Genomic DNA, 24,443 nt, shown 5'->3' with positions numbered 1-24,443 from the left:
GCGGATAAGCGAAGCGCATCCGCCACAGGCCACAACGGCGGATGCGCTTCGCTTATCCGCCCTACAGTGTTCACCTTGTTTTGGGCGCGTTCCTTGGCCGATTTTCCAGAGGCCTGTCAGTGGTCAATTGAAGACGGGGTGTTGCTCGACGGCTGGCTACCCGCCAGCTGATCGTTTGGTGAGGGTGCAATCAACTCGGCGATGGGTAAACTGTCACTGAATTGGCAGGGCCGTGCGTTCCACTACCTGCCGCAGCACGAAGCTGGAGTGGACGCCGCTGACCCCTTCGATACGGGTGAGCTTGTTCAGCAGCAGGTCCTGGTAGGCCTCCATGTCGCGTACCACCACCTTGAGCTGATAGTCGGCATCGCGACCGGTGATCAGCGAGCATTCCAGCACCTCGGGCATGGCTGCGACCCTGGCGTCGAAGTTGGCGAAACGCTCCGGGGTGTGCCGGTCCATGGAGATGCTGAGAAAGGCGATCAGGTTCAGCCCCAGCCGCTTCGCGTCCAGCATCGCCCGGTAGCCGGCGATGATCCCGCTCTCTTCCAGCGCCCGTACCCGTCGCAGGCAGGGGGAGGGCGACAGGCCGATGCGATCGGCCAGTTCCTGGTTGCTGATGCGCCCTTCCTGTTGCAGGATCTCGAGGATGCGTTTGTCGTAGTTGTCGAGCATGGCTTTAGAAGTTTGAAGTTTGAAGTTTGAAGTTTGAAGTTTGAAGTTTGAAGTTTGAAGTGAGAAATCAGGGAGTGGCGGCTGCAGGCATGATCCGGTTGCCCTTTGCCGAGGCTCGGTTAACCGCAAGACGCAGAGCGCGCGGAGGTGAGCCAGTGGGTCTTGCCTGGTTCTTTTTGTGTGCTCAGCGAGTTCTCTGCGTTCTCCGTGCCTCTGCGGTTTGAATTCGAGCCCGCCGTGGCCAGCGTGGCGGCTGGCGGCTGGCGGCTGGCGGCTGGCGGCTGGCGGCTGGCGGCTGGCGGCTGGCGGCTGGTGGCTGGTAGATAATATCTTGCGCGAAAACGATTAAAAAAGACGAATAATTGCCAGTAAAAGCGAATTAATGGGCATCTTAGCAATCATCTTTGCGCGGGAATGGTGCATTCTATCCCAGTCGGCCACAAGCCGGCAGCCGGGTAAGACCCACAAGGTCGAACAGTGCGGCCGAGACGGCGAAGCCAGCCTCGCGGTCTCAGTCGCTCATCCCGATCCATGATGTTCCGCACCCCGGACCATCGGCAGCGGCAGGGACGGGCTCCAGCACGGACCCGCTCCCTGGCCCCTGACTTCTGACGTCTGACTTGTTATTCCGCACCTCTTGGCTCCGACCTCTTGTTCCTGACTTCAAACTTCAAACTTTCCCATGCCTTACGATCATCGCAAATATCATCGAGCCCCGGCCGTCCAGTTGCCGGACCGTCAATGGCCCGACCGCATCATCACGCAGGCCCCGCGTTGGGCCAGCGTCGATCTGCGCGATGGCAACCAGGCGTTGCGCTCGCCCATGAGCGTCGCGCAAAAACGCCGGCTGTGGGCGCTGCTTCTGGAGATCGGCGTCAAGGAGATCGAGGTGGGCTTCCCGTCGGCGAGCCAGCCGGACTACGACTTCGTGCGCTGGCTCATCGAGGAGCAGCAGATCCCGGACGACGTCACCGTGCAGGTGCTGGTGCAGGCCCGCGAGGACCTGATCCAGCGCACCTTCGCGGCCCTGGACGGCGTGCCGCGGGCCATCGTGCATGTCTACAATTCCACGTCACCGGTGCAGCGCGAATGGGTCTTTGGCGCCGATCGCGCCGGCATCAAGTCCATCGCCGTGCGCGGCGCCGAGCTGCTTGCGGCCGAGGCGGCCCGGTATCCCGGCACCGACTGGACCTTCCAGTACTCGCCCGAGAGCTTCTCCCAGACCGAGCCCGACTATGCCGTGGAGGTCTGCAACGCGGTGCTGGATGTCTGGCAGCCGACGCCGGAGCGTCCCTGCATCCTGAACCTGCCGGCGACGGTGGAGTCGGCGAGCCCCAATGTCTTTGCCGACCAGGTGGAGGGGTTCTGTCGTGCGCTGGAGCGCAGCGGCCGACGTGACAGCGTCATCGTCTCCTTGCATACGCACAACGACCGCGGCGGGGCCGTGGCGGCGGCGGAGCTGGGTCTGCTGGCCGGTGCCGACCGCGTGGAGGGCACCCTGCTTGGCAACGGCGAGCGCACCGGTAACATGGACATGGTCACCCTGGCCATGAACCTGTACAGTCAGGGCGTCGATCCAGGGCTCGATCTGAGCCGGCCGGACGCAATCATCGGCGTGGTGGAGGAATGTACCGGCATCGCCTGCCATCCGCGTCATCCCTGGGTTGGCGAACTGGTCTACACGGCCTTCTCCGGCAGCCATCAGGATGCGATCAACAAGTCGCTCAAGCACCAGCGCGCGGACAGCAACCGCGGCGAGCCCTGGCGGGTGGCCTATCTGCCCATCGACCCGGCGGATCTCGGGCGCAGCTACGAGGCGGTGATCCGCGTCAACAGCCAGTCCGGCAAGGGCGGCATCGCCTTCGTGCTTGAGCGAGAATACGGCCTTAGCCTGCCGCGCTGGCTGCAGCAGGCGTTGGCGCCCATCGTGCAGCGGGCCAGCGAGGAGCGTGGCGGCATCATCGACGCCGAGACCATCCGCGGCCTGTTCCTGCAGCACTTCGTGCGCGACCGGGCGCCCGCCGAGCTGCGCGGCTACCGGCTCAGCCGCAACGGGCGCGACCGGCTGGAGGTGCGCGTGGCCATGGCGGACGCGGCCGGCGGCGACGGCGGGCAGACCGAGTACCGGATCACCGGTGACGGCGAGGGTGCCATCGCCGCCTTTGCCGATGCCTGGGGGCGGTTCAGCGGACAGCCGGTGAACGTGATCGACTACCAGGAGCATGCCATCGGCGCCGGTACCGATGCCGAGGCCGCGGCCTATGTGTTGCTGGATGTCGACGGGGTGCAGGTGGCCGGCGCGGCCATCGACCGCGACACCGTGGCCGCGTCGCTGAAGGCGGTATTATCGGCGCTGAATCGCGGCGCCGAGCAGGGAACCGCCGATGCCGGCTTCGGCACGGCGGTTCCGAAGGCGCATCAGCAACCGCCCGGACGCGCGTCGGCCCGGGCCTGATACGGAGACAAGGCGTGAAGAGGGCGTGGGACACCGGTACGCAAAGGAACCGGCCGGCGGTGATGGCAGACCCGTTAGCGAGCGAGGCGCGGGTGCGGGCGGCCTTCTTGCAGCCGGGCGCACAAGCGGCCAGCAGGCGGTCGGCAGCCGGTGGCTCCGGTTCGATTGCGGGTGCGGACTGGCCCGGCCTGGATGGCCCCGGCGTCCGGCACATCGCCGCCGCCGTGCTGGTGCCTGTGGTCGCGCACCCTGCCGGGCCGTCGGTGCTGCTGACCCGTCGTAGCGCGCATCTGCACCACCACCCCGGCCAGATCAGCTTTCCGGGTGGCTGCGTCGAGGCCGACGACAGCGGGCCGGTGGCCACCGCGCTGCGCGAGACCGAGGAGGAGATCGGCCTGCACCGGCGTCATGTGGAACGGCTGGGAGAACTGCCGGACTATCTCACCGGCACGGGCTTTCGCGTCACACCGGTGGTGAGCCTGGTGCATCCGCCGTTCGAGCTGCGGCTGGATCCCTTCGAGGTGGACGAGGTGTTCGAGGTGCCGTTGTCGCATTTCCTCGACCCGTCCAACCACCAGCGCCACAGCACCACCATCCAGGGTCGCCTGCGCCATTTCCATGCCATGCCCTATGGACAGTACTTCATCTGGGGTGCCACCGCGGGCATCCTGATGTCGCTGTATCAGATGCTGGCTGGTGTGGACGGGGCCGAAGCGGGCGAACCCGGGCCCGGTCATTCCACCACGCTGGCGGCCAGCTGACGCAGGCGCTGCACCATGGCCGCCAGGCCGTTGCGCCGTGACAGGCTGAGGTTGCCCGCCAGCTCGATGCGCGCAAAGAACCCGTCGATGTCGAACGCCAGGATCGCGTCCGCCCGCTGGCCGGAGTAGATCCGCTGCAACAACGCGATCAGGCCGCGCACGATGTTGGCGTCGCTGTCGGCGAGAAATTCGATCCGCTCCTCCGCGCCCGGTTGCCGGCGCGCCGCCAGATGCACCGTGCTCTGGCAGCCATGCACGGTATTGGCGGCGGTCTTCAGCGCCTCGGGCATGGTGGGCAGTTGTTCACCCAGGTCGATCAGGTACTGGTGGCGCATCGGCCAGTCCGGCAGCAGCGCAAGCTCCTCGGCGAGGTCGTCGGCGGCGGCCTGCGGTGACTCCGCCGACGCAGTGGGGAAGGCGGTCGCGGCGGTGTCGTCGGTGCCTGTGGAGGCGGTGCTCGCGCCTCGGCGCGCCTGCGCGGCCATGTCGGCCAGGGCCTCGGCCAGGCGGTCCACGTCCTGGCGGTCATTGTAGATGGCCAGCGACGCGCGCGCGGTGCCGCCGATGCCCAGTCGCTGCATCAGCGGCTGGCAGCAATGGTGGCCGGTGCGGATGCAGATGCCGCGCAGGTCGAGCCGGGTGCCGATGTCCAGCGGCGCCATGGGCGGATCCGTCAGCAGGAACGACAGCACGCCGCTTTTCCGTTGCGCGGTGCCCACCAGCCGCAGGCCAGGGATCTGGCGCAGGCGCTCGGTGGCATGGTCCAGCAGGTCCTGTTCGTGGGCGGCGATGCGCGCGAAGCCGATCTGTTGCACCCAGCGGATGGCCGCCGCCAGCCCCACGGCGCCGGAGATGTTGGGCGTGCCGGCCTCGAAGCGGTTGGGCAGGGCGGCATAGGTGGTCTGCTCGAACGTCACCCGCTCGATCATGTCGCCGCCGCCCTGGTACGGCGGCATGGCCTCCAGCAGCCGGCGCTTGCCGTAGAGCACGCCGATGCCGGTGGGCCCGTACAGCTTGTGCCCGGAGAAGGCGTAGAAGTCCGCGTCCAGGGCCTGCACGTCGGTGGGCCCATGGGCGATCCATTGCGCGCCGTCGATCAGCGCCAGCGCACCTGCGGCATGGGCTGCGTCGATGATCTCGCGCACCGGGTTGATGGTGCCCAGGGCATTGGAGACGTGGTTCACCGCCACCAGTCGGGTGCGCGGCGACAGCAGGCGGTGGTAGTCATCGAGCAGCAGCTCGCCGGCAGCGTTGATGGGGATGACGCGGATGCGCGCGCCGGTTGCCTGGGCCGCCATCTGCCAGGGGACGATGTTGGAGTGATGCTCCAGCGCCGACAGGATGATCTCGTCGCCGGGCCGGAGGTTGGCCCGGCCCCAGGTCGCCGCCACCAGGTTGATGGATTCCGTGGTGCCCCGGGTGAACAGGCACTCCGCCGGTTCCGCGGCATTGAGCAGCCGGGCGACGGCGATGCGCGCGTCCTCGTACAGGCGGGTGGCGGTCTGCGACAGCCGGTAGACGGCGCGGTGGATGTTGGCGTGGCTCTGCCGGTGATAGTCCGCAACGGCCTCGATCACCGCTGTCGGCTGCTGGGTGCTGGCGGCGCTGTCCAGGAACACCAGCGGCGACTCCCCCGGCCGCCGTTGCAGGATGGGGAATTCGCCGCGAATGGCGTCATGTGGCACGTCGGAACCTGCCGCCTCTGGGTGGGTCTTCTGTACTGTCGGCTCTGCCATCGGTTCGGTGTGCCTGCGTGTCATGACTGGGGGTCGGTCGGCGTGGTGAATGGCCAGTCGAGCTGTTGCTGATCGAGCTGCTCCCGGTCAAGATGTTCCTCTAGCCAGTGGCGCACCTGCGGACTGGAGCGCGAGCCGCTGAAGCGGCCCCGCTCTTCGCCCGCCTGGAACAGGATCACGGTGGGGAAGCCCCGCAGCCGGTAGTGCCCGGCCAGCTTCATGTTCTCGCCCTCGTCCACCTCCACCTTGGCCAGGCCGATGCGGCCGTCCAGTTCGTCGATGACCCGGTGCAGATGCGGCGCCAGCTGATGGCAGGGTGCGCACCAGTCGGCCCAGAAATCCACCAGGATCGGCCGCTGGTGCGATGCGTCCAGCACCGCCTGCTGGAACTGCGCCTGATCCACCGAAAAGCTGTGCAGGCTGTCGCGCTGATGGCTATCGAAAGACATTACTGGCTCTGTGTAGAAGTTGCGTGTCAGGGCGGTATTATAGAGAAATGCTGAGGTATTCAGTATCCGTTCCCGTCCCGGAGGTTCGTTGATGAAAGGCCCGGCATCGCAAACCGCGCGACCCTTGCAGGCGTCGCCCGACACGCCCCCCTGGCACGGCGGTGAGGGCGAGTCGTCCGCAGGGCCGTCGGCCCTGGTCGACCGCTTCGGCCGGCGTATCACCTATCTGCGCCTGTCGCTGACCGATCGCTGCAACTTCCGCTGCGTCTACTGCATGGCAGAGGATCAGCGCTTCACACCGCGGGAGCAGGTGCTGAGCCTGGACGAACTGGCGGAACTGGCCGCTGTCTTCGTCGCGCTGGGGGTGCGCAAGATCCGTCTCACCGGCGGCGAGCCCCTGGTGCGCCCCGGCGCCGTCGACCTGATGCGCCGCATCACCGCGCTGCCGGGACTGATGGAGCTGGTCATCACCACCAACGGCGCCCGCCTGCCGGAACTGGCCCGGGACATCCGCGCCGCCGGGGTGCGTCGCATCAACATCAGCCTGGACAGCCTGCGGCCGGAGCGATTCCGGGCCATGACCCGCAACGGCGACCTGGCCCGCGTGCTGCAGGGCATCGACGCCGCCCTGGCCGCCGGTTTCGAGCGCATCAAGCTCAATGTCGTGGTCCTGAAGGGGCGCAACCACGACGAGGTGCTCGACCTGGTGCGCTTCGCCATGGACCGGGGCATCAACATCAGCTTCATCGAGGAGATGCCCCTCGGCGTCATCGGCGACCATGACCGGGCCGAGGCCTTCTACCCCAGCGAGCGGATCCGGGCGGAACTGGCCGCGGCGATGACCCTGGTGCCGACCACCGAGTCCACCGGCGGTCCGGCCCGCTACTATCGCATCCCCGGCTCCGAGACCCGGGTTGGCTTCATCTCGCCGCACAGCCACAATTTCTGCGGCGACTGCAACCGGGTGCGGGTGACTGCCGAGGGCCTGCTGCTGCTCTGTCTGGGGCAGGAGCACTCGCTGGACCTGCGCGCGGTGATGCGCGCCCACCCCGGCGACACCACGCGCCTGCGCGATGCGATCGTGGATGCCATGCAGATCAAGCCGGAGGGCCACAGCTTCGACCTGCAGGCCAAGCCGGTGATCTTCCGCACCATGAACAAGACCGGCGGGTGATGCAAGTTCGAGGTTTCAAGCTCGACGTTTGAGATGTGAAAGGCTGCCCCTGCGTGCGCTTTGAGCCTGCGCGCCGCATGGGTTATCGTATCCGGCCTGTTCTGCCCGGGGGCGGCCGCGCTGCGGCGGTGTCCGGGCTCGCATCTTGTCAGCATCGATCGCACCCTGCCCGGAAGCCCTCATGACCCAGATCCTGACCAACCGCTCGGCTTACCCCAACACCCGCATGCGCCGCATGCGTCGCGATGCGTTCTCCCGTCGCATGATGCGCGAGACCATCCTGACCCCGGACGATTTCATCTACCCGGTCTTCGTGCTGGAGGGCCGGGGTGAGCGCGAACCGGTCCCCTCCATGCCCGGCGTGGAGCGCATGAGCATCGATCTGCTGCTGGAGGAGGCGCGCCACATCGCATCGCTGGGGGTGCCGGCCATGGCGCTGTTCCCGGTCACGCCCATGGAGGCGAAGTCGCTGGATGCCCGCGAGGCGTTCAACCCGGACGGGCTGGCCCAGCGCGCCGTGCGCGCCCTGAAGGACGCCGTGCCGGAACTGGGTGTCATGACAGACGTGGCGCTGGATCCGTTCACCACCCACGGCCAGGACGGACTCATCGACGACAGCGGCTACGTGATGAACGACGCGACGGTCGAGGTGCTGGTGAAGCAGGCGGTGTCCCACGCGGACGCTGGCGCCGACATCGTGGCGCCGTCCGACATGATGGATGGTCGCATCGGCGCCGTGCGCGAGGCGCTGGAGGCGGCCGGGCACATCCACACCCGCATCATGTCCTATGCCGCCAAATACGCCTCCAGTTTCTATGGCCCGTTCCGCGACGCGGTGGGTTCCGCGGCCAACCTGGGCGGCGGCGACAAGTACACCTATCAGATGGATCCGGCCAATTCCAACGAGGCCCTGCACGAGGTCGGGCTCGACCTGCAGGAAGGGGCCGACATGGTGATGGTCAAGCCGGGACTGCCGTATCTGGACATCGTGCGGCGGGTCAAGGACCAGTTCGGTGCGCCCACCTTCGTCTATCAGGTCAGCGGCGAGTACGCCATGCTCAAGGCCGCCAGCCAGAACGGCTGGCTGAACGAGCAGGCGGTGGTGCTCGAGGCGCTGACCAGCATCAAGCGCGCCGGCGCCGACGGCATCCTGACCTACTACGCCCGGGATGCCGCCCGCTGGCTCAACGGCCAGGCGGGCTAGCGCGGGCACAGTCCCATGGCCGACCACTACGCCGTCATCGGCAATCCGATCGCCCACAGCAAGTCGCCGGTGATCCATGCCGCCTTTGCGCGGCAGACCCGGCAGCACATGGACTATGGCCGCATCCTCGGTAACCTCGACGACTTTGCCGGCGATGTGCGTCGCTTCGTCGCCGAGGGCGGTCGCGGCCTGAACGTGACCGTGCCGTTCAAGGAGCAGGCCTTCGCGTTGCTGGAGGATCTGAGCCCGCGGGCGGAGGCCGCCGGCGCCGTGAACACCATCGTGGTACGCGATGGCGGCCTGCTGCGGGGCGACAACACCGATGGCGTCGGCCTGGTCCGCGACCTGGTGTCGAACCACGGCATCGGCATCGCCGGGCGGCGGGTGCTGCTGCTGGGCGCCGGCGGAGCGGCCCGCGGCGTGCTGCAGCCGCTGCTGGAGCAGGGACCCGCGGCCTTGCAGATCGCCAACCGCACCGCTGCCAAGGCCGTGGAGCTGGCGGAACTGGCCGTGGGGTTTACGGCGGATGCCCACGTGCGCGGCAGCGGCCTCGACGGCCTGGACGGTCAGGCCTTCGACCTGATCATCAATGCCACCTCCAGCGGCCTGGCGGGAGACGTGCCGGCGATCCCGGACGATTGCCTGGCGGACGGCGGCAGCATCTACGACCTGCTCTACGGCGATGTGCCGACCCCGTTCTGCCGCTGGGGCGCGGCCCGGGGCGCGGCCCGCATCCTGGACGGCCTGGGCATGCTGGTGGAGCAGGCGGCGGAGTCATTTCTGCTGTGGCGGGGCGTGCGCCCGGATACCGCGCCTGTGATTGCGATGCTACGCGGCGGAGGGACACCATGAGACTGGCCATACTCGGCACCGGGCTGCTTGGTCGCGAGATCGCGCTGCGGCTGCAGGATCACCGCTTCGACGTCCGCGTCTGGAACCGCACGGCGGACAAGGCCGCCCCGCTGGCCGCTGCCGGTATCCCGCTCGCGCCGGACCCGGCGGCGGCCATCGCCGACGCGGACCTGATCCTGCTGCTGCTGGCCGATGCCGCCGCCATCAACGCCACGCTGTTCCCGGACGCCGCCGCGGCACCGGACCTGTCCGGTCGCATCATCCTGCAGATGGGCACCATCGCACCCAACGAGAGCCGCAGCCTGGCCGCCCATGTCGCCCGGGCCGGTGGCGAGTACCTGGAGGCGCCGGTGCTGGGCAGCCTGCCGGAGGCGCGCAAGGGCCATCTCATCGTCATGGCCGGGGGCGAACTGGACCTGTTCCAGCGTTGCCTGCCGGTGCTGGAGGCCCTGTCGAGGGCGCCGCAGCGCGTCGGCGAGGTGGGGCAGGGCGCGGCGCTGAAGCTGGCCATGAACCAGCTCATCGCCGGGCTCACCGCGAGCTTCGCGCTGAGCCTGGGGCTGGTGCGGGCGGAGGGCATCGACGTGGAGCAATTCATGGGGCTGCTGCGCCAGAGCGCGCTGTACGCGCCCACCTTCGACAAGAAGCTCGACAAGTACCTGGGCCATGCGTACGACGGGGCCAACTTTCCCCTCAAGCATCTGCTCAAGGATGTGGCGCTGTTTCGGCGGGTGGCCGACGACGCCGGCCTCGATGCCGCCACCCTCGCCGCGCTCCAGGCCGCGCTGGAGCGTGCCGTGGCCGCAGGGCTGGGCGAGGCGGACTACTCCGCGCTGTACGAGTCCCTGACCAGGGATCTTGCCGGGGATCTTTCCAGGGGGGACCGCGGATGATCGAGCTGCCGTTCACCCACAGGCCCGGCCGGCGCGAGCGCCATCTGCGCCGCCGCCACGGCAATCCGCTGTTTGCCCAACTCGCAGAGTCGGCCGAGTCCGTCGAGCCGGAGGCGCTGCTGGCGGCGCAAAAGGCCGACCATGAGGAGATGCAGGCCTTTCGCGACGCCCTGCATCAGTTGCTGCAGCGGGCGGTGGATCTGCCGCCGGATGCCGGCAGCGACCAGGTGCTGACGCTCAAGGCCGACCTGGAGCGCCATTTCGAGCAGGCCTGCGGGCTGCCGGAGGACCAGGGCCCGGCGTTGCAGGCCATCGAGCGGCTCATCGAGGTCATCATGCAGACGGTCCGTCGGCATGCCGGCGCGGACCCGCTGGCGCAGCAGGAGCTGGACGAGGAGGCCGCGGCCCGCGCCATCCATTTCCGGTTGCTGCGTCAACCCCTGATCGCCGATCTGCTGCACCCGGAGTCGCCGATCCGGCCCGAGGAACTGGCCCCGGCCCTGCTCAGCGCCACCCCCGCCGAGGTGCAGGCCGCCTGCGAGATCTTCGATGCCGACCAGCTGGCCAGCGTGCTGGAACAGGGCGCGGCCCTGTGCCAGCAACTGCGCGGCTCGGGCCTGCTGCCGGATACCGCCGAACAGGCCCTCACCGCCCTACGCACCGCGCTCAACCGGTAGCCGGTAAGGTGGACAAGCGCAGCGCCGTCCACCAAGCCAGTAGCCGGTAGGGACAAGCGCAGCGCCGTCCACCAAGCCCAGCCCAAGCTAACCCAAACCAGGCCGCTGGTGGCAAAATGCCCAGACGGCGTCCCCGGTGGATTGCCGCCCGATTCTGGTCAGCCTGGAGCCCGCCATGCCGAACACCGCCGCCACCGTCGCCAAGCTGGTGGTCCGAAACGCCACGCCGAGGGATATCCCCGCCATCCGGGAGCTGTTCGAGCGCGCCTATGCGGGCAGCGGCGTCAGCAGCTACACCGCGGCCATGCTGCGGGGGCAGATCAACACCTTCGCCGAGGGGCAGTTCGTCGCCGAGTACGAGGGGCGCATCATCGGCTTCTGCTCCAGCTTCGTGGTCAACGGCGATGTCGCGCTGAAGCCTCACACCTGGGCCTGGATCACCGGCGGCGGCTATGCCACGCGGCATGATCCCAACGGCGACTATCTGTACGGCATGGAGGTCTGCGTCGACCCGGAATTCCGCGGCCTGCGCATCGGTCAGCGGCTCTACGACGAGCGCAAGAAGCTGGTCCAGGCCTGGGCACTGAAGGGCATCGTCTACGGCGGCCGCCTGCCGACCCTGGCCGCAGCCTTGTCCCGCTACGACAGCATCGAGGCCTATGTGGCCGAGGTCGAGGCCGGGCGCGAAAAGGATCCGGTGCTGACCTTCCAGCTGCGCAACGACTTCAATGTCATCGGCCTGCTGCCGAACTACTGGTCCGAAGACAGCCAGTCGCTGGGCTACGGCATCCACCTGCTGTGGCGCAATCCCCAGGCCCCGGACGAGGCCGAGGCGGTACATGCCAAGAGCTACGGCGGACGGCTGATGGAGACGGTGCGCGTGGCCACGGTGCAGTACCAGCAGCGCCGGGTGACCTCCTTCGACGAGTTTCTTGACATGGTGCGCTACTTTGTCGACGTCACCGCCGACTATCGCGCCGACTTCTGTGTCTTTCCGGAGCTGTTCACGCTGCAGTTGCTGTCCATGGAGGACCAGGAACTGTCCCCGGCCGAGGCCATCGAGGCCCTGACGCGCTATACCGAGCCGCTGAAGACCGCCCTGCGCGACATGGCGATGCGCTACAACATCAACATCATCGGCGGTGCACATCCCACCATGATGCCCAACGGCCGGGTGGAGAACATCTGTTACGTCTGCCTGCGCGACGGCGAGGTGCACGAGCAGGCCAAGATCCATCCCACGCCCAACGAGGTCTACTGGTGGAACATCGAGGGCGGCAACGAGCTGGCCGCCATCAACACCGACTGCGGCCCCATCGGGGTGCTCATCTGCTACGACTCCGAGTTCCCGGAACTGGCCCGGCATCTGGTGGACCAGGGGGCGAACATGATCTTCGTGCCCTTCTGCACCGATGAGCGCCAGTCCTATCTGCGGGTGCGCTACTGCTGCCAGGCACGGGCGGTGGAGAACCAGTGCTACGTGATCATGTCCGGCAACTGCGGCAACCTGCCGAACGTGGCCAACATGGACATCCAGTACGCCCAGAGCTGCATCCTGACCCCTTGCGACTTCCCCTTCGCCCGCGACGGCATCGCCGCCGACACCACGCCCAATGTGGAGACCGTCGCCTTTGCCGACCTGCGCCTGGAGGCCCTGCGCGAGGCCCGCTACGAGGGCACGGTGCAGAACCTGAAGGACCGTCGCCATGACCTCTACACCACGGTCTGGAAAGAGCTGGCGACACGCGATGAGCGCTGACCGCCCCCGACCGCGCGCCCGCCGACCGGCGACAACCGGGGTGGGCTGAGGGTGTCCGACGGCCGCTCGGGAACGCCCTGGCGCGGTCCAGCGGGCTGGCTCGAACGGCTCGGCCTGGCGGCGGTGACGGCGCGGCTGTGCCTGGCGCACTATGCCGACGTCGTGCTGGGTCGCCAGCAGCTCGACCTGGCGGCGCTGGCGGGGGCGTTGCGCCAGTCGGGCCTGTCCATCCTGCCGGCCATCACCCTGGTCACCGCCGCTGCCGGTGCCATCCTTGGGCGGCAGGCCGCCTCGATCGTGGACGAATTCAACCTGCCGGCATTGCTGCTGCTGTCCATCAGCTACGCGGTGATCATGGAGTTGATCCCGCTGCTGGTGGGCATTATGGTGGCCGGCCGGGCCGGCGTGGCACTGGCGGTGCAGCAGGCCACGCTGGTGGTGACCGGGCAGATGGACGGGCTGCTGGTCAGCGGCGTGAACCCGATCACCTTCACCACCGCGCCGGTACTGCTGGCGGCGCTGCTGATGTCCTTTGCGTTCGCGGTCTGGGGCAGCGTGGTGACCCTGGGCACCGCCTTCGTCTGGTTGCTGACGGTGTCCGATCTGGCGCCGTCTGACCTGGCGGACGCGCTGCGCCTGGCCATCGACCCCGGGGATCTGCTGGAGGCCATCGTCAAGCCGCTGGTGTTCGCGCTGGCCATCGTGCTCATCGCCACCGTCAACGGCAGCACCGGCGGACGCGATCCGGAGGGCATTGGCCAGGCCGCCACCCGCACCATGGTGGGGGCCGTCACCAGCATCCTGCTGATCGATCTGCTGTTCGCGCTGTTATGGTAGCTGCGCCGATATCGGAGTCGGCGGTGCAGTTGACCGACGTGTTCCAGCATGTCGGCAGCCACTGCGCGCTGGACGGCGTGTCGCTGCGGGTGCAGTGCGGCGAGGTGCTGCTGCTGGTCGGACCCAACGGCGCGGGCAAGACCCTGCTGACACGGCTGATGGCCGGGCTGGACAGGCCTTCTGCCGGCGCCGTGCGGTTGTTCGGCCAGGATCTGGCCGAACTTGACGAGGCCGCGATGACCGCCCTGCGGCGGCGGGTGGGCGTGGTGATGCAGCGCGGCTCCCTGCTGGACGGCCTGACTGTGCTGGAGAACCTGCTGCTGCCCCTGCGGACCCTGCCCATGGACCGCGAGGCCATGGCGCGGGCGGCGCGCCTGGTGATGACCCAGTTGCTGCTGGACGGCATGGAGAACCACCAGCCGCGCTCGCTGTCGCTGGGGCAGCGTCGGCGTGTGGAACTGGCGCGAGCGCTGATCCACCAGCCGCGGCTGCTACTGTGGGACGGCCTGACCGACGGCCTGGACCCGGCCTCGGTGCGCGACATCTTCGCCATCCTGCGGCTGCAGCAGGAGCTGCGCGGACTGGCGGTCATTGCCACCGACAACGGCGTCATGCAGGGGCTCGGCGAGTCGGCGCGCATCGTCGTGCTCGATCGCGGACGCATCCTGTTCGAGGGCGATCAGGACACCCTGCGCCAGGCACTGCCGGAGCGGATCGACTTGCGCTATGTCATCGAGGGGAACCCCGGTTGAGACTCGAACGCCTGTACTCGCCGCCTGAGATCGGCGCCCCCGGCAAGCGCCGGGCCCGTGGCCGGCGCATGGACCTGATGGTTGCCGGCAGTTTCGTGCTGGCCATGCTGGCCGTGGTGGTGGCCGTGCTGACGCTGCTGTCGCCGGGGCTGTTCGGCGGCTACGGCCTGCGCGCCTACTTCGCCGATGCCGAGGGCCTGAACCCGGGCATGGACGTGATGCAGGACGGCTTCGTCATCGGCCGGGTGCTGGCGGTGGAGCCGGTCTTCGCCGGGGCCGCCGATCGCGCCGACTGCCCGCCGCTGCCGGCCACGGTGCAGCGGGCGCCGGAGCTGCCCTGCTTTCGCGCCAGATTGCGCATCCTGGAGCACTGGCCGGTGCCGGCGGACAGCACCGCGCGGCTGGTCTCCGCCGGGCTGTTCAAGGGCAATGTCATCCGCATCGATCCCGGCCTGGCCAGCGCGATGCTCGGCGGCGACGACGACCGCATCGCCACGCTGCCGCCGGAGCCGGACGTGGTGGCCCAGGCGCTGGCGGCGCTGGAGCAGGCCCAGGCCACCATCGACCAGACCATCCGTCCGACCCTGGTGCAGATCCAGCAGCGGGTGCAGCAGTTGCTGGGTGGCGGGCCCGGCCGTGATCAGGGCGGCGATACAGCGGCCGGGGAGGGCGCCGACCTGCGGCAGGGCCTGGCGGAGGTGTTCGAAAACCTGAAGCTGCTGAGCCGCGACATCGAGCAGAGCATCGACCCGCAACGCATCCGCGCCATCCTGGTCGCCGTGGAGCAGCTCACGGGCAACCTGGCCACGGTGTCCGATTCGCTGACCGATCGCAGCGCCGATGTCGGCGATGCGGTGCAGAACTACAGCGCGCTGGCGGACGACATCCGCCGCATCGTCAACAGCAGCGAGCCGGACATCCGCGCGTCGCTGGCGGACACCCAGTATCTGCTGCAGGAACTGGCCGCGGCGCTGACGCCGATCCTGGCCAATGTCGAGACCGCGTCGCGCAACCTGTCGGCGCTCACCGGCGACCTGCGGCAGGATCCCAAGTCGCTGATCCTGAGCACACCACCACGGGAGCCGTCGCCATGGTTCGAGCGTTGAAACGGTTGCTGGCGGTCCTGGCCGTCACCGCCGCCGGCGGCCTGTTGCTGGCGGGCTGCGGCGGCGAGCGCCTGCGCGATCTCTACTACGACCTGCAGCCGCAGGTGTCGCTGTCGCCCGCCCCGCGGCCGGTGCCGGGCATCCTGCGGGTCAGCCCGTTGGCGGCGCGGGGCTTCGCCGGCGGCACGCGCATCGTCTATCGCACGCAGCAGCAGCCGTTGCGGGTGCAGCGCTACGACGAGCTGCTGTGGGAGTCGCCGCCGGCATCGGCCATCGCCGACGCCCTGGTTGCCGCCCTGCGCGCCGGACGGGTGTTCCAGCACGTGATCGTCGCCGGTGATCCGGCACGGGCCGACTTCCTGCTCAGCGGCGAACTCACCCGCTTCGAGCACCGGCCGACGGACCAGCCGCCTGGGGTCAGCGTGGAATTCTCCCTGGCGCTGATCCAGGCCCGCGGTCGCGGGCTACTGGCATCGAACAGCTACGCCGGTTTCGAGCCCACCACCAATGGGGCGGACGGGCGGACCACACCAGAGGCCATGGTCGCCGCCTTCGACCGTCTCACCGGTCGGCTGATCGAGCAGGCCATCCGGGACGTGCAGGCGCTGCCGCCGGAGCGGTTCCGCTGAGCCCCTCGATGCCGCCACCGGTTTGTCCCCCGATGCGATCCCGTCCCGCGCATGACCCGTTCGCGGCGCTGATTCCGCCCGCGGCGGCGGATCTGCCCATTGCCTGGGACCGGGTGCGGGTGCCGGGGCTGCCCGCGGGGTTCGACCTGACGCCGCCGGAGCGCAATGCGCCGACGCCGATGGCCCGCTTCCATCGCCGGATCATCCATCGGCTGCTGGACGGGGTCGGGGGCACGGACGGTAACGGGCCGGGCGACCGGCTGGTGCTGGTGGACAAGGCGCTGCCCCATGCGCAGTTCGACCTGATGCTGAGCGAGGCGTCGGACCACGACAAGCCCTCGCCGGTGGACGTGGCGCCGGTGACCGCCCAGGCCCTCTGGCGCAGCGGCCTGGAGTTCGTGCGCTTCGTCTCCGCGCCGGCGCAGCAGCAGACCTTCGGGCTGGAGCAGGGCCAGCTGCATCTGGCGCTGAACTGCGACCCCGGCACCCGTGACCGCGAAAGCGTGCAGGCCGCCAAGCAGTTCCACCTGCATCTGCTGTACTGGACCGAGGCCGAACTGGCGGCCTTGCGTCGCCCCGGCCGGCTCAGCGACGTGCACGACGGGCGCCTGCGCCGGCAATTGCTGGACCCGCTGGCATTCCTCGGCGCCCGGCTCGTTGCGGCCCGCGTCGCTGAGCTGGACCTGGTGGCCGTCGGGGGCCGGCTGCTGGCCCCGACAGACGGCAATACCGCACCGGGCGCGCACGGGCTCGGCTGCGTGATCGGCCTGCCCGGCTGGGCGGTGCTGGGGTCGCCGGCGTTCGAGGGCTTGGTGCGCCGGCTGCACCGGTGTCTCGAGGGGCTGTCCGCGGATCTGCTGGAGGCCTTCACCGGTGAACGCACGCCGCCACGGCCCTGGCACCGACACCGGCTGTTGCCGGTGCCGCAGATCGACGCCCGCGTCCGTTCGCTGGGTCTGCCCCGCGCGGTCTGCGACGGCCTGGGGGTGCTGGCGCGGGGTCTGCGCGACCTGGAGCCGGCGCAGCTTGACCGGTTGCGCCGCGGCAGTGCCGCTGCGCGGCAGCATTGCATGACCTTGAACCAGCCCTGTTATGCGCTGAACCTGCATGCGCCCGGGCGCAACGGCCCGCTGGCGTCGCTGATCGACGCCCCGGAGGTCTGGCTGGGCATCCAGACCAAGCTGTTCTCCGGTGTCGGCGGGGCCGGGTTACTGGCGCTGGACGGCGTGCCCAGTGTGCGCGTGCTACGCGGGTGTGGCCGCTTCAGCGAGGCCCAGTGGCGTCTGCGGGCCGACTTCCAGCGGGCCTTCGCGCAGCACAACCGCGACGCCCTGGCGTCCTGGCTGGCGGGGATGCCGGGAGCGCCGCCGGCGCCGGTGCGGCAGCTCGCCGATTTCACCCGGGGCTGGGTCTGAGGCGCGCCCGTGGGTCTTCCGGCGCTGGATCTGGCCGCCTTGGCCCCGTTCTGGTTCGTCTTCTCACTGCTGTCGGCCTTCTTTCACGCCTCCCGGCTCACGGTCACCAAGCATCTGAGCTTCCGCTTCTCGGCGCGTGCGCTGACCCTGTACGTGAATCTGGCCGGGCTGGTGGTGACCCTGCCGCTGATCCTGTGGCATCACGACTTTCCGCTGCACCAGCCGGTGTATGTCGGCGCGGTACTGCTGGGCGGGCTGATCTCAGGGCTCGGGGGATGGGCGCTGAACGTCGGCATCCATCGCAGCGACGTGTCGCTGGTCGGCCCGGTAATGACGCTGACACCGGGCTTCGTCGTGCTTATCGAATGGGTGCTGATCGGTGACCTGCCGGGTCTCCTGGGCCTGTTGGGGCTGGGGCTGCTGATGACCGGGGCCTACGTGCTCAGCATCCGCCGGGAGCAGACCGCGTTCTGGGCGCCGTTGCGACGGCTGGTCACGGATCCGGGCAGCGCGTTCACGCTGGTCGCGGCCTTCTGCTTCGCCGCCGCCGCCACCCTGGGGCGGGTTGGCATCCAGATGAGCGATCCGCTGTCGTTCGCGGTGATGGTGGCGATGGTGAATCCGGTGATCCTGTTCCTGCTGTTCAGCCTGCAGGATCGGCGCTTCTACCGCGAGGCCTTCACGCCGCGGCTGCGCCAGGAGGCCGGGCCCCTGCTGCTGCTCGGGCTGCTGTTCGCGTTGATGCGCATCGCCGACCAGATCGCCCTAAGCCTGACCCTGGCCTCCTACGCCATGGCGGTCAAGCGTTCCGCCGGTCTGTTCTCGGTGCTGCTGGGGCGCTGGGTCTACGGCGAGGGCCATCTTCTGGCTCGGCTGGCCGGCAGCCTGGTCATGCTGGCGGGGCTGGTTCTGCTGGCCCGGGGCTGAGGATGACCGTACCTCTGGTCGAAAAGACCGGTACCGCCAAGGGTGCCGTGAACCTCGCAAAATTTAGTATGCCGTCACCGAATGAAATGGGCCGTTGCTGTATTCAGGGGCGGACCCGGTCGATGCGGACCAGTACCGTGTCGGTGCTGGTGTTGGCGACCGGGCCGGCGTCGCCTTCCAGGTCGCCAGGCTGGGGCGTGGCCTGTCCGCTGGGAGAGACGCGGGCGCCGACGACGACTTGGGGGAAGAGCGACAGCGTCATGGCCGGTGCCATCGCCATGCTGTCGTCCAGCCGCAGGGTGGCGGGCAGGTCGGCGACGGTGATGCGCTGGGCGGCCAGCGGCATCGGCGGGCCTGCGGCGGCCTTGGCGTAGACGAAGACCGTGGCCCGGGGATCCAGCCCCTGCTGCAGTTCCGGCGCCAGGGAGACATTGACCACCAGGCCTGCAGCGGCCGGGGTCGTCGTGGCCTGTGCCTCGACAGGCGCCGCGGCGGATGCTTTGGCCGTTGTGCCAGTCGCAAGGTCGGCTTCGGCGCCGGTGTCATCGGTTGCGCCCGTGCGCATCTGTGGCGGCACACCGGCACGCTCTTCGGCGGCGGCGATGAGCTGCCGCAGTTCGGCCGCATCCTCGCCCTGGGGGTCGAGCTGGCCCAGGGACTTCTTCCAGACCGCGGCGGCGGCATTGTACTGGCCGCGCTGGAAGGCGCCCATGCCGGACAGCCACTGGGCGGTGGGATTGTCCGGTTCCAGCGCCAGGGCCTCGGCGATCAGCTCCGCTGGCCGGCCCTGCAGGTTGTTGCCGTTGTTGGCCGCCACGGCCTCGGCGTAGGTCAGGACGACCTGGGTGTCGGTGGGCAGCAGGGCATAGGCACGCGCCAGGGCGCCCTCGGCCTTGGCGGTGTCGCCGATGGAGAAGTAGGTGCGCCCGAGCATGACCCAGCCCTCAGCGTCGTCCGGGGTCTGCTGCATGCGATCCTCGAGCCGTGCCACCAGCACCTCCAGCGACGGCATGCCGGCCCCGCCGGCGTGCCCCTGGCCCGACCCGCCGGCGCGGGCCGCGGCCTCGATCTGCGGGATGATCTGCTGGTTGCCCACGGCCAGATAGAAGCTGAACGCCGACAGCGGCACCGCCACCAGCAGTGCCAGGGCGGTGGCGCGCGGGCCGGGCAGGCGGGATGCGCCGGGCCGCGGTGCGAAGTCCTGTGCGGCATTGTCCTGCGCAGCGGCGTTCCGGGCGCCCGTATCCGGGGGCAGGTTCTGCAGTGCTTCGCGCTCCAGGTCGTGTCGGGCGGCATCGTACTGGGTCTGATCCAGCTTGCCGCTGGCCAGGTCGCCGTCGAGCTCCGCCAGTTGCTGCTTGAACAGCGCCAGGTTCACCTGCGCGAGATCGATATCGTCGTCAGTGCCGGCGTCGTTGTCGGTGGACTGCAGCAGGGGCGCGACCACGAACAAGACCGCCAGGCCCGTGAGCCCGGCGGCGAGGATCCAGAAGATGGTCATGAGGATTTTTCCGTGTTGCCGCCGTCAGCGGCCAGCAGTTCCTGCAGGCGTTTACGCTCCGCGTCGGTGATGTCGGACTCAGGGGTCGCCTTCTTGCGCAGCAGCGCGCGCACCATGAACACGGCGCCGATGCCGATGAGCACGAAGGGGCCGAACCAGAGCACATAGGTGGAGGGCTTCAGCGGCGGCTCGTAGAGCACGAAGTCGCCGTAGCGGGCGATCAGGAAGTCCAGGATCTCGTCCTGGGTCTGGCCGGCCCGCATCATGCGGTAGACCTCGTTGCGCAGATCCTGCGCCAGCTCGGCCTGTGAGCCGGCCAGGGACTCGTTCTGGCATACCAGGCAGCGGAGCTTGCCGATCAGTTCGCGGAACTCCGCCTGCTGTTCCGGGCTGTCGAAGGTGAACTCCTCCAGGGTGTAGGCCTGGGCTGCAATGCCGCCGAGCAGCAGCAGCGCCAGCAGCGCGTGTCTCAGCCAGAATGGAGGCCTGAATGCGAACCGATGAGAAAGCCGGGATGCGGCGGGCCGAATTGTCGGGCGGGCAGGCACCCCGGACGGGCCCCTGCTCCGGATCGGATGGGTCGGTGATGGCATGACGAACCTGTTACTGCTCGGCCTTCAGCTGCGCGATGAGCGGCTGAAGGGTCTCTTCCCAGACGGTGCGGTCGATGGGGCCGATGTGCTTGTGGCGGATGATGCCGTTGTGATCCACGACGAAGGTCTCCGGCGCGCCGTAGACACCCCAGTGGATGCCCACGGTGTTGTCCGGATCATAGCCGTTCATGTCGTAGGGATTGCCGGTCATACGCAGCACGCGGTTAGCGTCGCCGGCGTCGTCCTTCCAGTTCAGACCGACGATCTGGAAGTCCGGCGACTCCGACAGTGCCATCAGGGCCTGATGCTCGGCGCGGCAGGAGTTGCACCAGGAGGCCCAGACGTTGACCAGCGAGATGCGGCCCCTGAGGTCCTCATCGGTGACGCTGCGGCTGGGGTCGGTGAGTTCCGGCAGGCGGAACTCCGGCACCGGCTTGCCCACCAGCGGCGAGGGCACCTTGCGCGGATCGTTGCCGAGACCGAACACCAGCAGGGCCACCAGCGCGACGAACAGCGCCATGGGCACCAAGGCGACAGCGAGCCGCCGCCGCGGGGATGTGGATGATGTCATGACGGTGTTTTCCTCTCCTCAGGCCCGTGCAGCGGCCGCATGCGCCGGTGCCCGGGCACGCACGCGGCCGGTGCGGTAGCGCGGGTCGGTCACGGCCAGCAGCCCGCCGAGCGCCATGAAGATCGAGCCGAGCCAGATCCAGCGCACGAAGGGCTTGTAGTACAGGCGCAAGGCCCAGTCGCCACCGCCCACGGGCTCGCCCAGCGAGACGTAGACATCGCGGAACAGGCCAGGGTCGATGGCCGCCTCGGTCATCGGCATGCCGCCGCCAAGGTAGGCCCGCTTCTCCGGGAACAGCTCGGTGATCTGCCGATCACCGCGGAACACCCGGAAGTGGCCGCGATCGGCCTGGTAGTTCGGACCAGGGGCCTTCTCCGCGCCCAGGAACTGGAAGCGGTAGCCGGCCATCTCGTAGCTGTCGCCCGGCGACATGCGCACGTCCTCCTCCATCTGGAAGTTGGACACCATGGTGACGCCGACCACGAACAGGGCCACGCCCACATGGGCCGTGACCATGCCGTAGAAGCTGCGGCCGCTGCCGCGCATGTCCGCAACCCAGGCGGCCAGCCCGCGCTTGTTCTTCAGCCGCTCGCGCACGATGGCGACATGGGAGAACAGCAGCCAGGCGGCCAGGGCGATGCCCACCGGCACCCACAGGGTGCGGGCGCCGAACATCGGCAGCGCCAGCACGGCGAGCACCACCACGCTCAGCGCGAAGGCCAGCCACAGCATGCGCAGGATGCGCATCGGCTCGTCATGCTTCCAGCGCATGGCCGGGCCGAATCCCAGCAGCAGCGCAAGGAACGGCGACAAGGCCAGGAACATCTGGTTGAACCAGGGGAAGCCGACGGAGATCTTGCCCCAGTTGAAGGCCTCGTAGATCAGCGGCGCCAGGGTGCCGAACAGCACCAGCACGGTAAAGGCCACGAACAGCAGGTTGTTGGCCAGCAGCGCGCTCTCGCGCGAGAGCAGATCGAAGCGGCCGCCCTCGGATACCTCCGGCGCGCGCCAGGCATACAGCGCCAGCGAGCCGCCGATGACCACGCAGAGGAAGATCAGGATGAACAGGCCACGCTCGGGGTCGGTGGCGAAGGCATGCACCGAGGTGAGTACGCCGGAGCGCACCAGGAAGGTGCCGAGCAGGCTCAGCGAGAAGGCGGAGATGGCCAGCAGCACGGTCCAGCTCTTGAAGGCGCCGCGCTTTTCGGTCACCGCCAGTGAATGGATCAGCGCGGTGCCCACCAGCCAGGGCATCAGCGAGGCGTTCTCCACCGGGTCCCAGAACCACCAGCCGCCCCAGCCCAGCTCGTAGTAGGCCCACCAGGAGCCCAGCGCGATGCCAATGGTGAGGAAGACCCAGGCCACCGTGGTCCAGGGCCGCGACCAGCGCGCCCAGGCGGCGTCGAGCTTGCCGCCGATGAGGGCGGCGATGGCGAAGGCAAACGCCACGGAGAAGCCGACATAGCCCATGTATAGCATCGGCGGGTGAATGGCGAGGCCGAAGTCCTGCAGCAGCGGATTGAGGTCGCGCCCCTCCACCGGCACCGGGAACAGGCGCTCGAACGGATTGGATGTCAGCAGCATGAACAGCAGGAAGCCGATGGCGATCATGCCCTGCACCGCGATCACCCGCGACACCACCGCTAGCGGCAGGTTCCTGCTGAAGGCCGCCACCGCCGCGCCCCAGGCGGCCATGAACAGCACCCAGAGCAGCAGCGAACCCTCGTGGCCACCCCAGACCGCCGAGACCTTGTAGAGGGTCGGCAGCAGCGTGTTGGAATGGGAGGCGACGTACAGCACGGAGAAGTCGCTGGTGAGGAAGGCCTGCGTCAGGCAGGCAAAGGCGATCAGCAGCAGGGTGAACTGGCCGTAGGCCAGTGGCCTGGCCATGTTCATCCAGTTGCGGTTGCCGCTGCCGCCGGCCAGAGAACCCACCAGCGGGAAGGTGGCCTGGATGACGGCGATGACCAGCGCCAGGATCAGCGCCACATGGCCCAGCTCCGGGATCATCGACCAGCGCCCTCGGTCTGGCTCAGGCTGCGGGTGGTGGCATCGATGACGCCATCGACATGGGCGGTCTGCAGGGTGTCGGCCACCTCCGGCGGCATGTAGGACTCGTCATGCTTGGCCAATACCTCTTCGGCGTAGAAGACGCCGTCGTTGCCGATGCGGCCCTTGGCCACCACACCCTGTCCCTCGCCGAACAGGTCCGGCAGGATGCCGGTGTAGCTCACCGGCACGGTGGCGGCGTTGTCGGTGACGTCGAATCGCACCGTCAGCCCGTCCTGCTGGCGCTTCAGGGTGTCGTCCACCACCAGGCCGCCGACGCGGAACACGGCGTCGCCGGGGTGCTCGTTTGCCAGCACCTGAGTCGGGCTGAAGAAATAGGCGATGTTGCTCTGCAGGGCGCTCAGGGCCAGAGTGGCCGCGGCACCGACGCCGACGACGGCGAGACCGACGAAGACGAGGCGTTTCTGTCGTGCTTTCAAGCTTGACCTCCTGAAGACTCGGATGCATGCCTGCGATGGCTGCCGGCATCGGCGCGCTGACCGCGCAGACGAGATAATCGACCAACGCGGGCCAAAATGGTTCGACGGTTGCGGCCCAATTGCACCACTTCGGCGATCATCAGGGCGAAGGTGACGCCGAAAGAGGCCCAGACATAGAAGCCGAAACCACCCTGTTGCAGGAAATTCATCACCGATTCCATCACGTTCGTGCCTCCCGCTCGACGATTTTACGCACCCAGCCGCTGTCGGACTCGCGCAGCAGGATGATGCCGCGCAGCCGCGCAAAACTGGTGGCGAAGGAGTAGAGCCAGAAGCCCAGGGTCATGGTCAGCATGGCGGTGAGGATGTTGCTCTCGATGTTCGACAGCGACGAGCGCTGGTGCAGCGCGGCGCACTGGTTCGGGTCCGGGCAGTTGATGGACCAGAAGATGATGGGCAGCATCACCAGTCCGACGATGGCGAGCAGGGCCGAGGCGCGATCGGCACGACGGGTGTCGTCGATGGCCGAGTGTAGTGCGATGTAGCCGATGTACAGGAAGAACAGGATCAGTTCTGAGGTCAGCCGCGGATCCCAGTCCCAGTAGGTACCCCAGCTCGGGCGGCCCCAGAAGGCGCCGGTCCAGAGGGCGATGAAGGTGAAGATGGCCCCGGTGGGCGCCACGGCATTGGCCATCATGAAGCTGAGGCGGGTGTTGAACACCAGGCCGATGGCGGACCAGGCCGCCAGCACCAGGTAGAGCCACATGCTCATCCAGGCCGCGGGCACATGGATGAAGATGATGCGGTAGTACTCCTTCTGCGGATTGCTGCCGCCCAGCCGCTCGGGGGTCTCGAAGAAGCCCCAGTAGAGCGAGAACAGGATCAGGATCAGGGCCAGGCCGCCGAACCAGGGGATCAGGCGGCCGGCGGCCGGATAGAAGGCCGTGGGAGCGGCATATTTGAACAAGTTGATCGTCATGGCGAAGGG

The 24,443-nt window shown here is 68.5% G+C and carries 24 protein-coding genes; 14 read left to right on the top strand and 10 right to left on the bottom strand.

All coding sequences use genetic code 11. The annotated features are described in order from the left end of the window. Positions 1–213: 213 nt before the first annotated feature. Positions 214–675 carry an Lrp/AsnC family transcriptional regulator gene (locus F2Q65_RS17070; RefSeq protein ID WP_150094615.1) on the bottom strand — a complete coding sequence of 154 codons (462 nt, stop codon included), beginning with the start codon at positions 673–675 and terminating at the stop codon, positions 214–216. A gap of 682 nt (positions 676–1,357) precedes the next feature. Here F2Q65_RS17070 and F2Q65_RS17065 point away from each other — a divergent pair. Both F2Q65_RS17065 and F2Q65_RS17060 read left to right on the top strand, forming a co-directional pair. Then, positions 1,358–3,130, top strand: a complete 1,773-nt coding sequence (locus F2Q65_RS17065) for a 2-isopropylmalate synthase (protein ID WP_150094614.1) — start codon at positions 1,358–1,360, stop codon at positions 3,128–3,130. Positions 3,131–3,192: 62 nt separating this feature from the next. Then, positions 3,193–3,891, top strand: a complete 699-nt coding sequence (locus F2Q65_RS17060) for a CoA pyrophosphatase (protein ID WP_150094613.1) — start codon at positions 3,193–3,195, stop codon at positions 3,889–3,891. On the opposite strand, the gene F2Q65_RS17055 is transcribed toward F2Q65_RS17060, so the two are convergent. Next, positions 3,864–5,627, bottom strand: a complete 1,764-nt coding sequence (locus F2Q65_RS17055; protein ID WP_150094612.1) for a SufS family cysteine desulfurase — start codon at positions 5,625–5,627, stop codon at positions 3,864–3,866. The genes F2Q65_RS17060 and F2Q65_RS17055 overlap by 28 nt on opposite strands. 20 nt (positions 5,628–5,647) lie before the next feature. Beyond that, complete coding sequence (locus tag F2Q65_RS17050) at positions 5,648–6,076, bottom strand: thioredoxin family protein (RefSeq protein WP_150094611.1); 429 nt, start codon at positions 6,074–6,076, stop codon at positions 5,648–5,650. Between the two features lie 91 nt (positions 6,077–6,167). Here F2Q65_RS17050 and moaA point away from each other — a divergent pair, with 91 nt between their 5' ends. The 12 genes from moaA (at position 6,168) to F2Q65_RS16990 (ending at position 18,301) form a co-directional block, all read left to right on the top strand. After that, complete coding sequence (moaA, locus tag F2Q65_RS17045; protein WP_150094610.1) at positions 6,168–7,250, top strand: GTP 3',8-cyclase MoaA; 1,083 nt, start codon at positions 6,168–6,170, stop codon at positions 7,248–7,250. A gap of 181 nt (positions 7,251–7,431) precedes the next feature. Continuing rightward, positions 7,432–8,454, top strand: a complete 1,023-nt coding sequence (gene hemB, locus F2Q65_RS17040) for a porphobilinogen synthase (protein ID WP_150094609.1) — start codon at positions 7,432–7,434, stop codon at positions 8,452–8,454. A 15-nt stretch (positions 8,455–8,469) separates the two neighbouring features. Next, positions 8,470–9,306: a shikimate dehydrogenase gene (gene aroE / locus F2Q65_RS17035; RefSeq protein ID WP_150094608.1), complete on the top strand. Its 837-nt coding sequence runs from the start codon at positions 8,470–8,472 to the stop codon at positions 9,304–9,306. Continuing rightward, the gene (locus F2Q65_RS17030) at positions 9,303–10,199 is read left to right on the top strand and encodes an NAD(P)-dependent oxidoreductase (protein ID WP_150094607.1); all 897 of its coding nucleotides are present in this window, start codon (positions 9,303–9,305) and stop codon (positions 10,197–10,199) included. Before aroE ends, F2Q65_RS17030 begins: the two co-directional genes overlap by 4 nt. Further along, positions 10,196–10,876: a hypothetical protein gene (locus F2Q65_RS17025; RefSeq protein ID WP_150094606.1), complete on the top strand. Its 681-nt coding sequence runs from the start codon at positions 10,196–10,198 to the stop codon at positions 10,874–10,876. Before F2Q65_RS17030 ends, F2Q65_RS17025 begins: the two co-directional genes overlap by 4 nt. 175 nt (positions 10,877–11,051) lie before the next feature. Next, a complete protein-coding gene (locus tag F2Q65_RS17020; protein WP_150094605.1) occupies positions 11,052–12,635 on the top strand; it encodes a bifunctional GNAT family N-acetyltransferase/carbon-nitrogen hydrolase family protein in 1,584 nt (527 codons plus the stop codon). A gap of 51 nt (positions 12,636–12,686) precedes the next feature. Then, the gene (locus tag F2Q65_RS17015) at positions 12,687–13,472 is read left to right on the top strand and encodes an MlaE family ABC transporter permease (protein WP_246156314.1); all 786 of its coding nucleotides are present in this window, start codon (positions 12,687–12,689) and stop codon (positions 13,470–13,472) included. A gap of 23 nt (positions 13,473–13,495) precedes the next feature. Beyond that, complete coding sequence (locus tag F2Q65_RS17010; protein ID WP_246156313.1) at positions 13,496–14,224, top strand: ABC transporter ATP-binding protein; 729 nt, start codon at positions 13,496–13,498, stop codon at positions 14,222–14,224. Beyond that, on the top strand, positions 14,221–15,330 hold the full coding sequence (locus F2Q65_RS17005; protein WP_246156312.1) for an MlaD family protein: 1,110 nt from the start codon (positions 14,221–14,223) through the stop codon (positions 15,328–15,330). The genes F2Q65_RS17010 and F2Q65_RS17005 overlap by 4 nt, the downstream gene beginning before the upstream one ends. Continuing rightward, positions 15,315–15,959: an ABC-type transport auxiliary lipoprotein family protein gene (locus tag F2Q65_RS17000; protein ID WP_150094602.1), complete on the top strand. Its 645-nt coding sequence runs from the start codon at positions 15,315–15,317 to the stop codon at positions 15,957–15,959. Before F2Q65_RS17005 ends, F2Q65_RS17000 begins: the two co-directional genes overlap by 16 nt. A gap of 32 nt (positions 15,960–15,991) precedes the next feature. After that, the gene (locus tag F2Q65_RS16995) at positions 15,992–17,374 is read left to right on the top strand and encodes a hypothetical protein (RefSeq protein WP_150094601.1); all 1,383 of its coding nucleotides are present in this window, start codon (positions 15,992–15,994) and stop codon (positions 17,372–17,374) included. Between the two features lie 9 nt (positions 17,375–17,383). Further along, positions 17,384–18,301 carry an EamA family transporter gene (locus F2Q65_RS16990; protein WP_246156310.1) on the top strand — a complete coding sequence of 306 codons (918 nt, stop codon included), beginning with the start codon at positions 17,384–17,386 and terminating at the stop codon, positions 18,299–18,301. Positions 18,302–18,404: 103 nt separating this feature from the next. On the opposite strand, the gene ccmI is transcribed toward F2Q65_RS16990, so the two are convergent. The 7 genes from ccmI to ccsA all read right to left on the bottom strand — a co-directional run bounded on the left by ccmI (position 18,405) and on the right by ccsA (position 24,434). After that, positions 18,405–19,802, bottom strand: coding sequence for a c-type cytochrome biogenesis protein CcmI (ccmI, locus tag F2Q65_RS16985; RefSeq protein WP_150094600.1), 1,398 nt, complete (start codon positions 19,800–19,802; stop codon positions 18,405–18,407). Then, entirely contained in the window at positions 19,799–20,275 is a 477-nt protein-coding gene (locus F2Q65_RS16980; RefSeq protein ID WP_246156315.1) for a cytochrome c-type biogenesis protein, read from the bottom strand. The genes ccmI and F2Q65_RS16980 overlap by 4 nt, the downstream gene beginning before the upstream one ends. A 130-nt stretch (positions 20,276–20,405) precedes the next feature. After that, the gene (locus F2Q65_RS16975) at positions 20,406–20,966 is read right to left on the bottom strand and encodes a DsbE family thiol:disulfide interchange protein (protein ID WP_150094598.1); all 561 of its coding nucleotides are present in this window, start codon (positions 20,964–20,966) and stop codon (positions 20,406–20,408) included. 18 nt (positions 20,967–20,984) lie between these two features. After that, positions 20,985–22,976 (bottom strand): heme lyase CcmF/NrfE family subunit, encoded by a 1,992-nt coding sequence (locus F2Q65_RS16970; RefSeq protein ID WP_150094597.1) that lies wholly within the window; start codon positions 22,974–22,976, stop codon positions 20,985–20,987. Continuing rightward, positions 22,973–23,455 carry a cytochrome c maturation protein CcmE gene (gene ccmE / locus F2Q65_RS16965; RefSeq protein WP_150094596.1) on the bottom strand — a complete coding sequence of 161 codons (483 nt, stop codon included), beginning with the start codon at positions 23,453–23,455 and terminating at the stop codon, positions 22,973–22,975. Before ccmE ends, F2Q65_RS16970 begins: the two co-directional genes overlap by 4 nt. Further along, positions 23,452–23,664: a heme exporter protein CcmD gene (gene ccmD / locus F2Q65_RS16960; protein ID WP_246156308.1), complete on the bottom strand. Its 213-nt coding sequence runs from the start codon at positions 23,662–23,664 to the stop codon at positions 23,452–23,454. The genes ccmE and ccmD overlap by 4 nt, the downstream gene beginning before the upstream one ends. Before the next feature lie 11 nt (positions 23,665–23,675). Continuing rightward, on the bottom strand, positions 23,676–24,434 hold the full coding sequence (gene ccsA / locus F2Q65_RS16955) for a cytochrome c biogenesis protein CcsA (RefSeq protein ID WP_150094595.1): 759 nt from the start codon (positions 24,432–24,434) through the stop codon (positions 23,676–23,678). Positions 24,435–24,443 lie beyond the last annotated feature (9 nt).

Source organism: Thiohalocapsa marina (assembly GCF_008632335.1).
GTDB classification, from domain to species: Bacteria; Pseudomonadota; Gammaproteobacteria; order Chromatiales; family Chromatiaceae; genus Thiohalocapsa; species Thiohalocapsa marina.
Note: the sequence above shows the minus strand (reverse complement) of the source record. Positions and strands in the feature narration are given on the sequence as shown.

What these genes read in the sequence shown, in the direction of transcription:
- F2Q65_RS17070 (WP_150094615.1), bottom strand. Translation starts at nt 675, where the DNA reads ATGCTCGACAACTACGACAAACGCATCCTCGAGATCCTGCAACAGGAA.
- F2Q65_RS17065 (WP_150094614.1), top strand. Translation starts at nt 1,358, where the DNA reads ATGCCTTACGATCATCGCAAATATCATCGAGCCCCGGCCGTCCAGTTG.
- F2Q65_RS17060 (WP_150094613.1), top strand. Translation starts at nt 3,193, where the DNA reads ATGGCAGACCCGTTAGCGAGCGAGGCGCGGGTGCGGGCGGCCTTCTTG.
- F2Q65_RS17055 (WP_150094612.1), bottom strand. Translation starts at nt 5,627, where the DNA reads ATGGCAGAGCCGACAGTACAGAAGACCCACCCAGAGGCGGCAGGTTCC.
- F2Q65_RS17050 (WP_150094611.1), bottom strand. Translation starts at nt 6,076, where the DNA reads ATGTCTTTCGATAGCCATCAGCGCGACAGCCTGCACAGCTTTTCGGTG.
- moaA (WP_150094610.1), top strand. Translation starts at nt 6,168, where the DNA reads ATGAAAGGCCCGGCATCGCAAACCGCGCGACCCTTGCAGGCGTCGCCC.
- hemB (WP_150094609.1), top strand. Translation starts at nt 7,432, where the DNA reads ATGACCCAGATCCTGACCAACCGCTCGGCTTACCCCAACACCCGCATG.
- aroE (WP_150094608.1), top strand. Translation starts at nt 8,470, where the DNA reads ATGGCCGACCACTACGCCGTCATCGGCAATCCGATCGCCCACAGCAAG.
- F2Q65_RS17030 (WP_150094607.1), top strand. Translation starts at nt 9,303, where the DNA reads ATGAGACTGGCCATACTCGGCACCGGGCTGCTTGGTCGCGAGATCGCG.
- F2Q65_RS17025 (WP_150094606.1), top strand. Translation starts at nt 10,196, where the DNA reads ATGATCGAGCTGCCGTTCACCCACAGGCCCGGCCGGCGCGAGCGCCAT.
- F2Q65_RS17020 (WP_150094605.1), top strand. Translation starts at nt 11,052, where the DNA reads ATGCCGAACACCGCCGCCACCGTCGCCAAGCTGGTGGTCCGAAACGCC.
- F2Q65_RS17000 (WP_150094602.1), top strand. Translation starts at nt 15,315, where the DNA reads ATGGTTCGAGCGTTGAAACGGTTGCTGGCGGTCCTGGCCGTCACCGCC.
- F2Q65_RS16995 (WP_150094601.1), top strand. Translation starts at nt 15,992, where the DNA reads ATGCGATCCCGTCCCGCGCATGACCCGTTCGCGGCGCTGATTCCGCCC.
- ccmI (WP_150094600.1), bottom strand. Translation starts at nt 19,802, where the DNA reads ATGACCATCTTCTGGATCCTCGCCGCCGGGCTCACGGGCCTGGCGGTC.
- F2Q65_RS16975 (WP_150094598.1), bottom strand. Translation starts at nt 20,966, where the DNA reads ATGACATCATCCACATCCCCGCGGCGGCGGCTCGCTGTCGCCTTGGTG.
- F2Q65_RS16970 (WP_150094597.1), bottom strand. Translation starts at nt 22,976, where the DNA reads ATGATCCCGGAGCTGGGCCATGTGGCGCTGATCCTGGCGCTGGTCATC.
- ccmD (WP_246156308.1), bottom strand. Translation starts at nt 23,664, where the DNA reads ATGAATTTCCTGCAACAGGGTGGTTTCGGCTTCTATGTCTGGGCCTCT.
- ccsA (WP_150094595.1), bottom strand. Translation starts at nt 24,434, where the DNA reads ATGACGATCAACTTGTTCAAATATGCCGCTCCCACGGCCTTCTATCCG.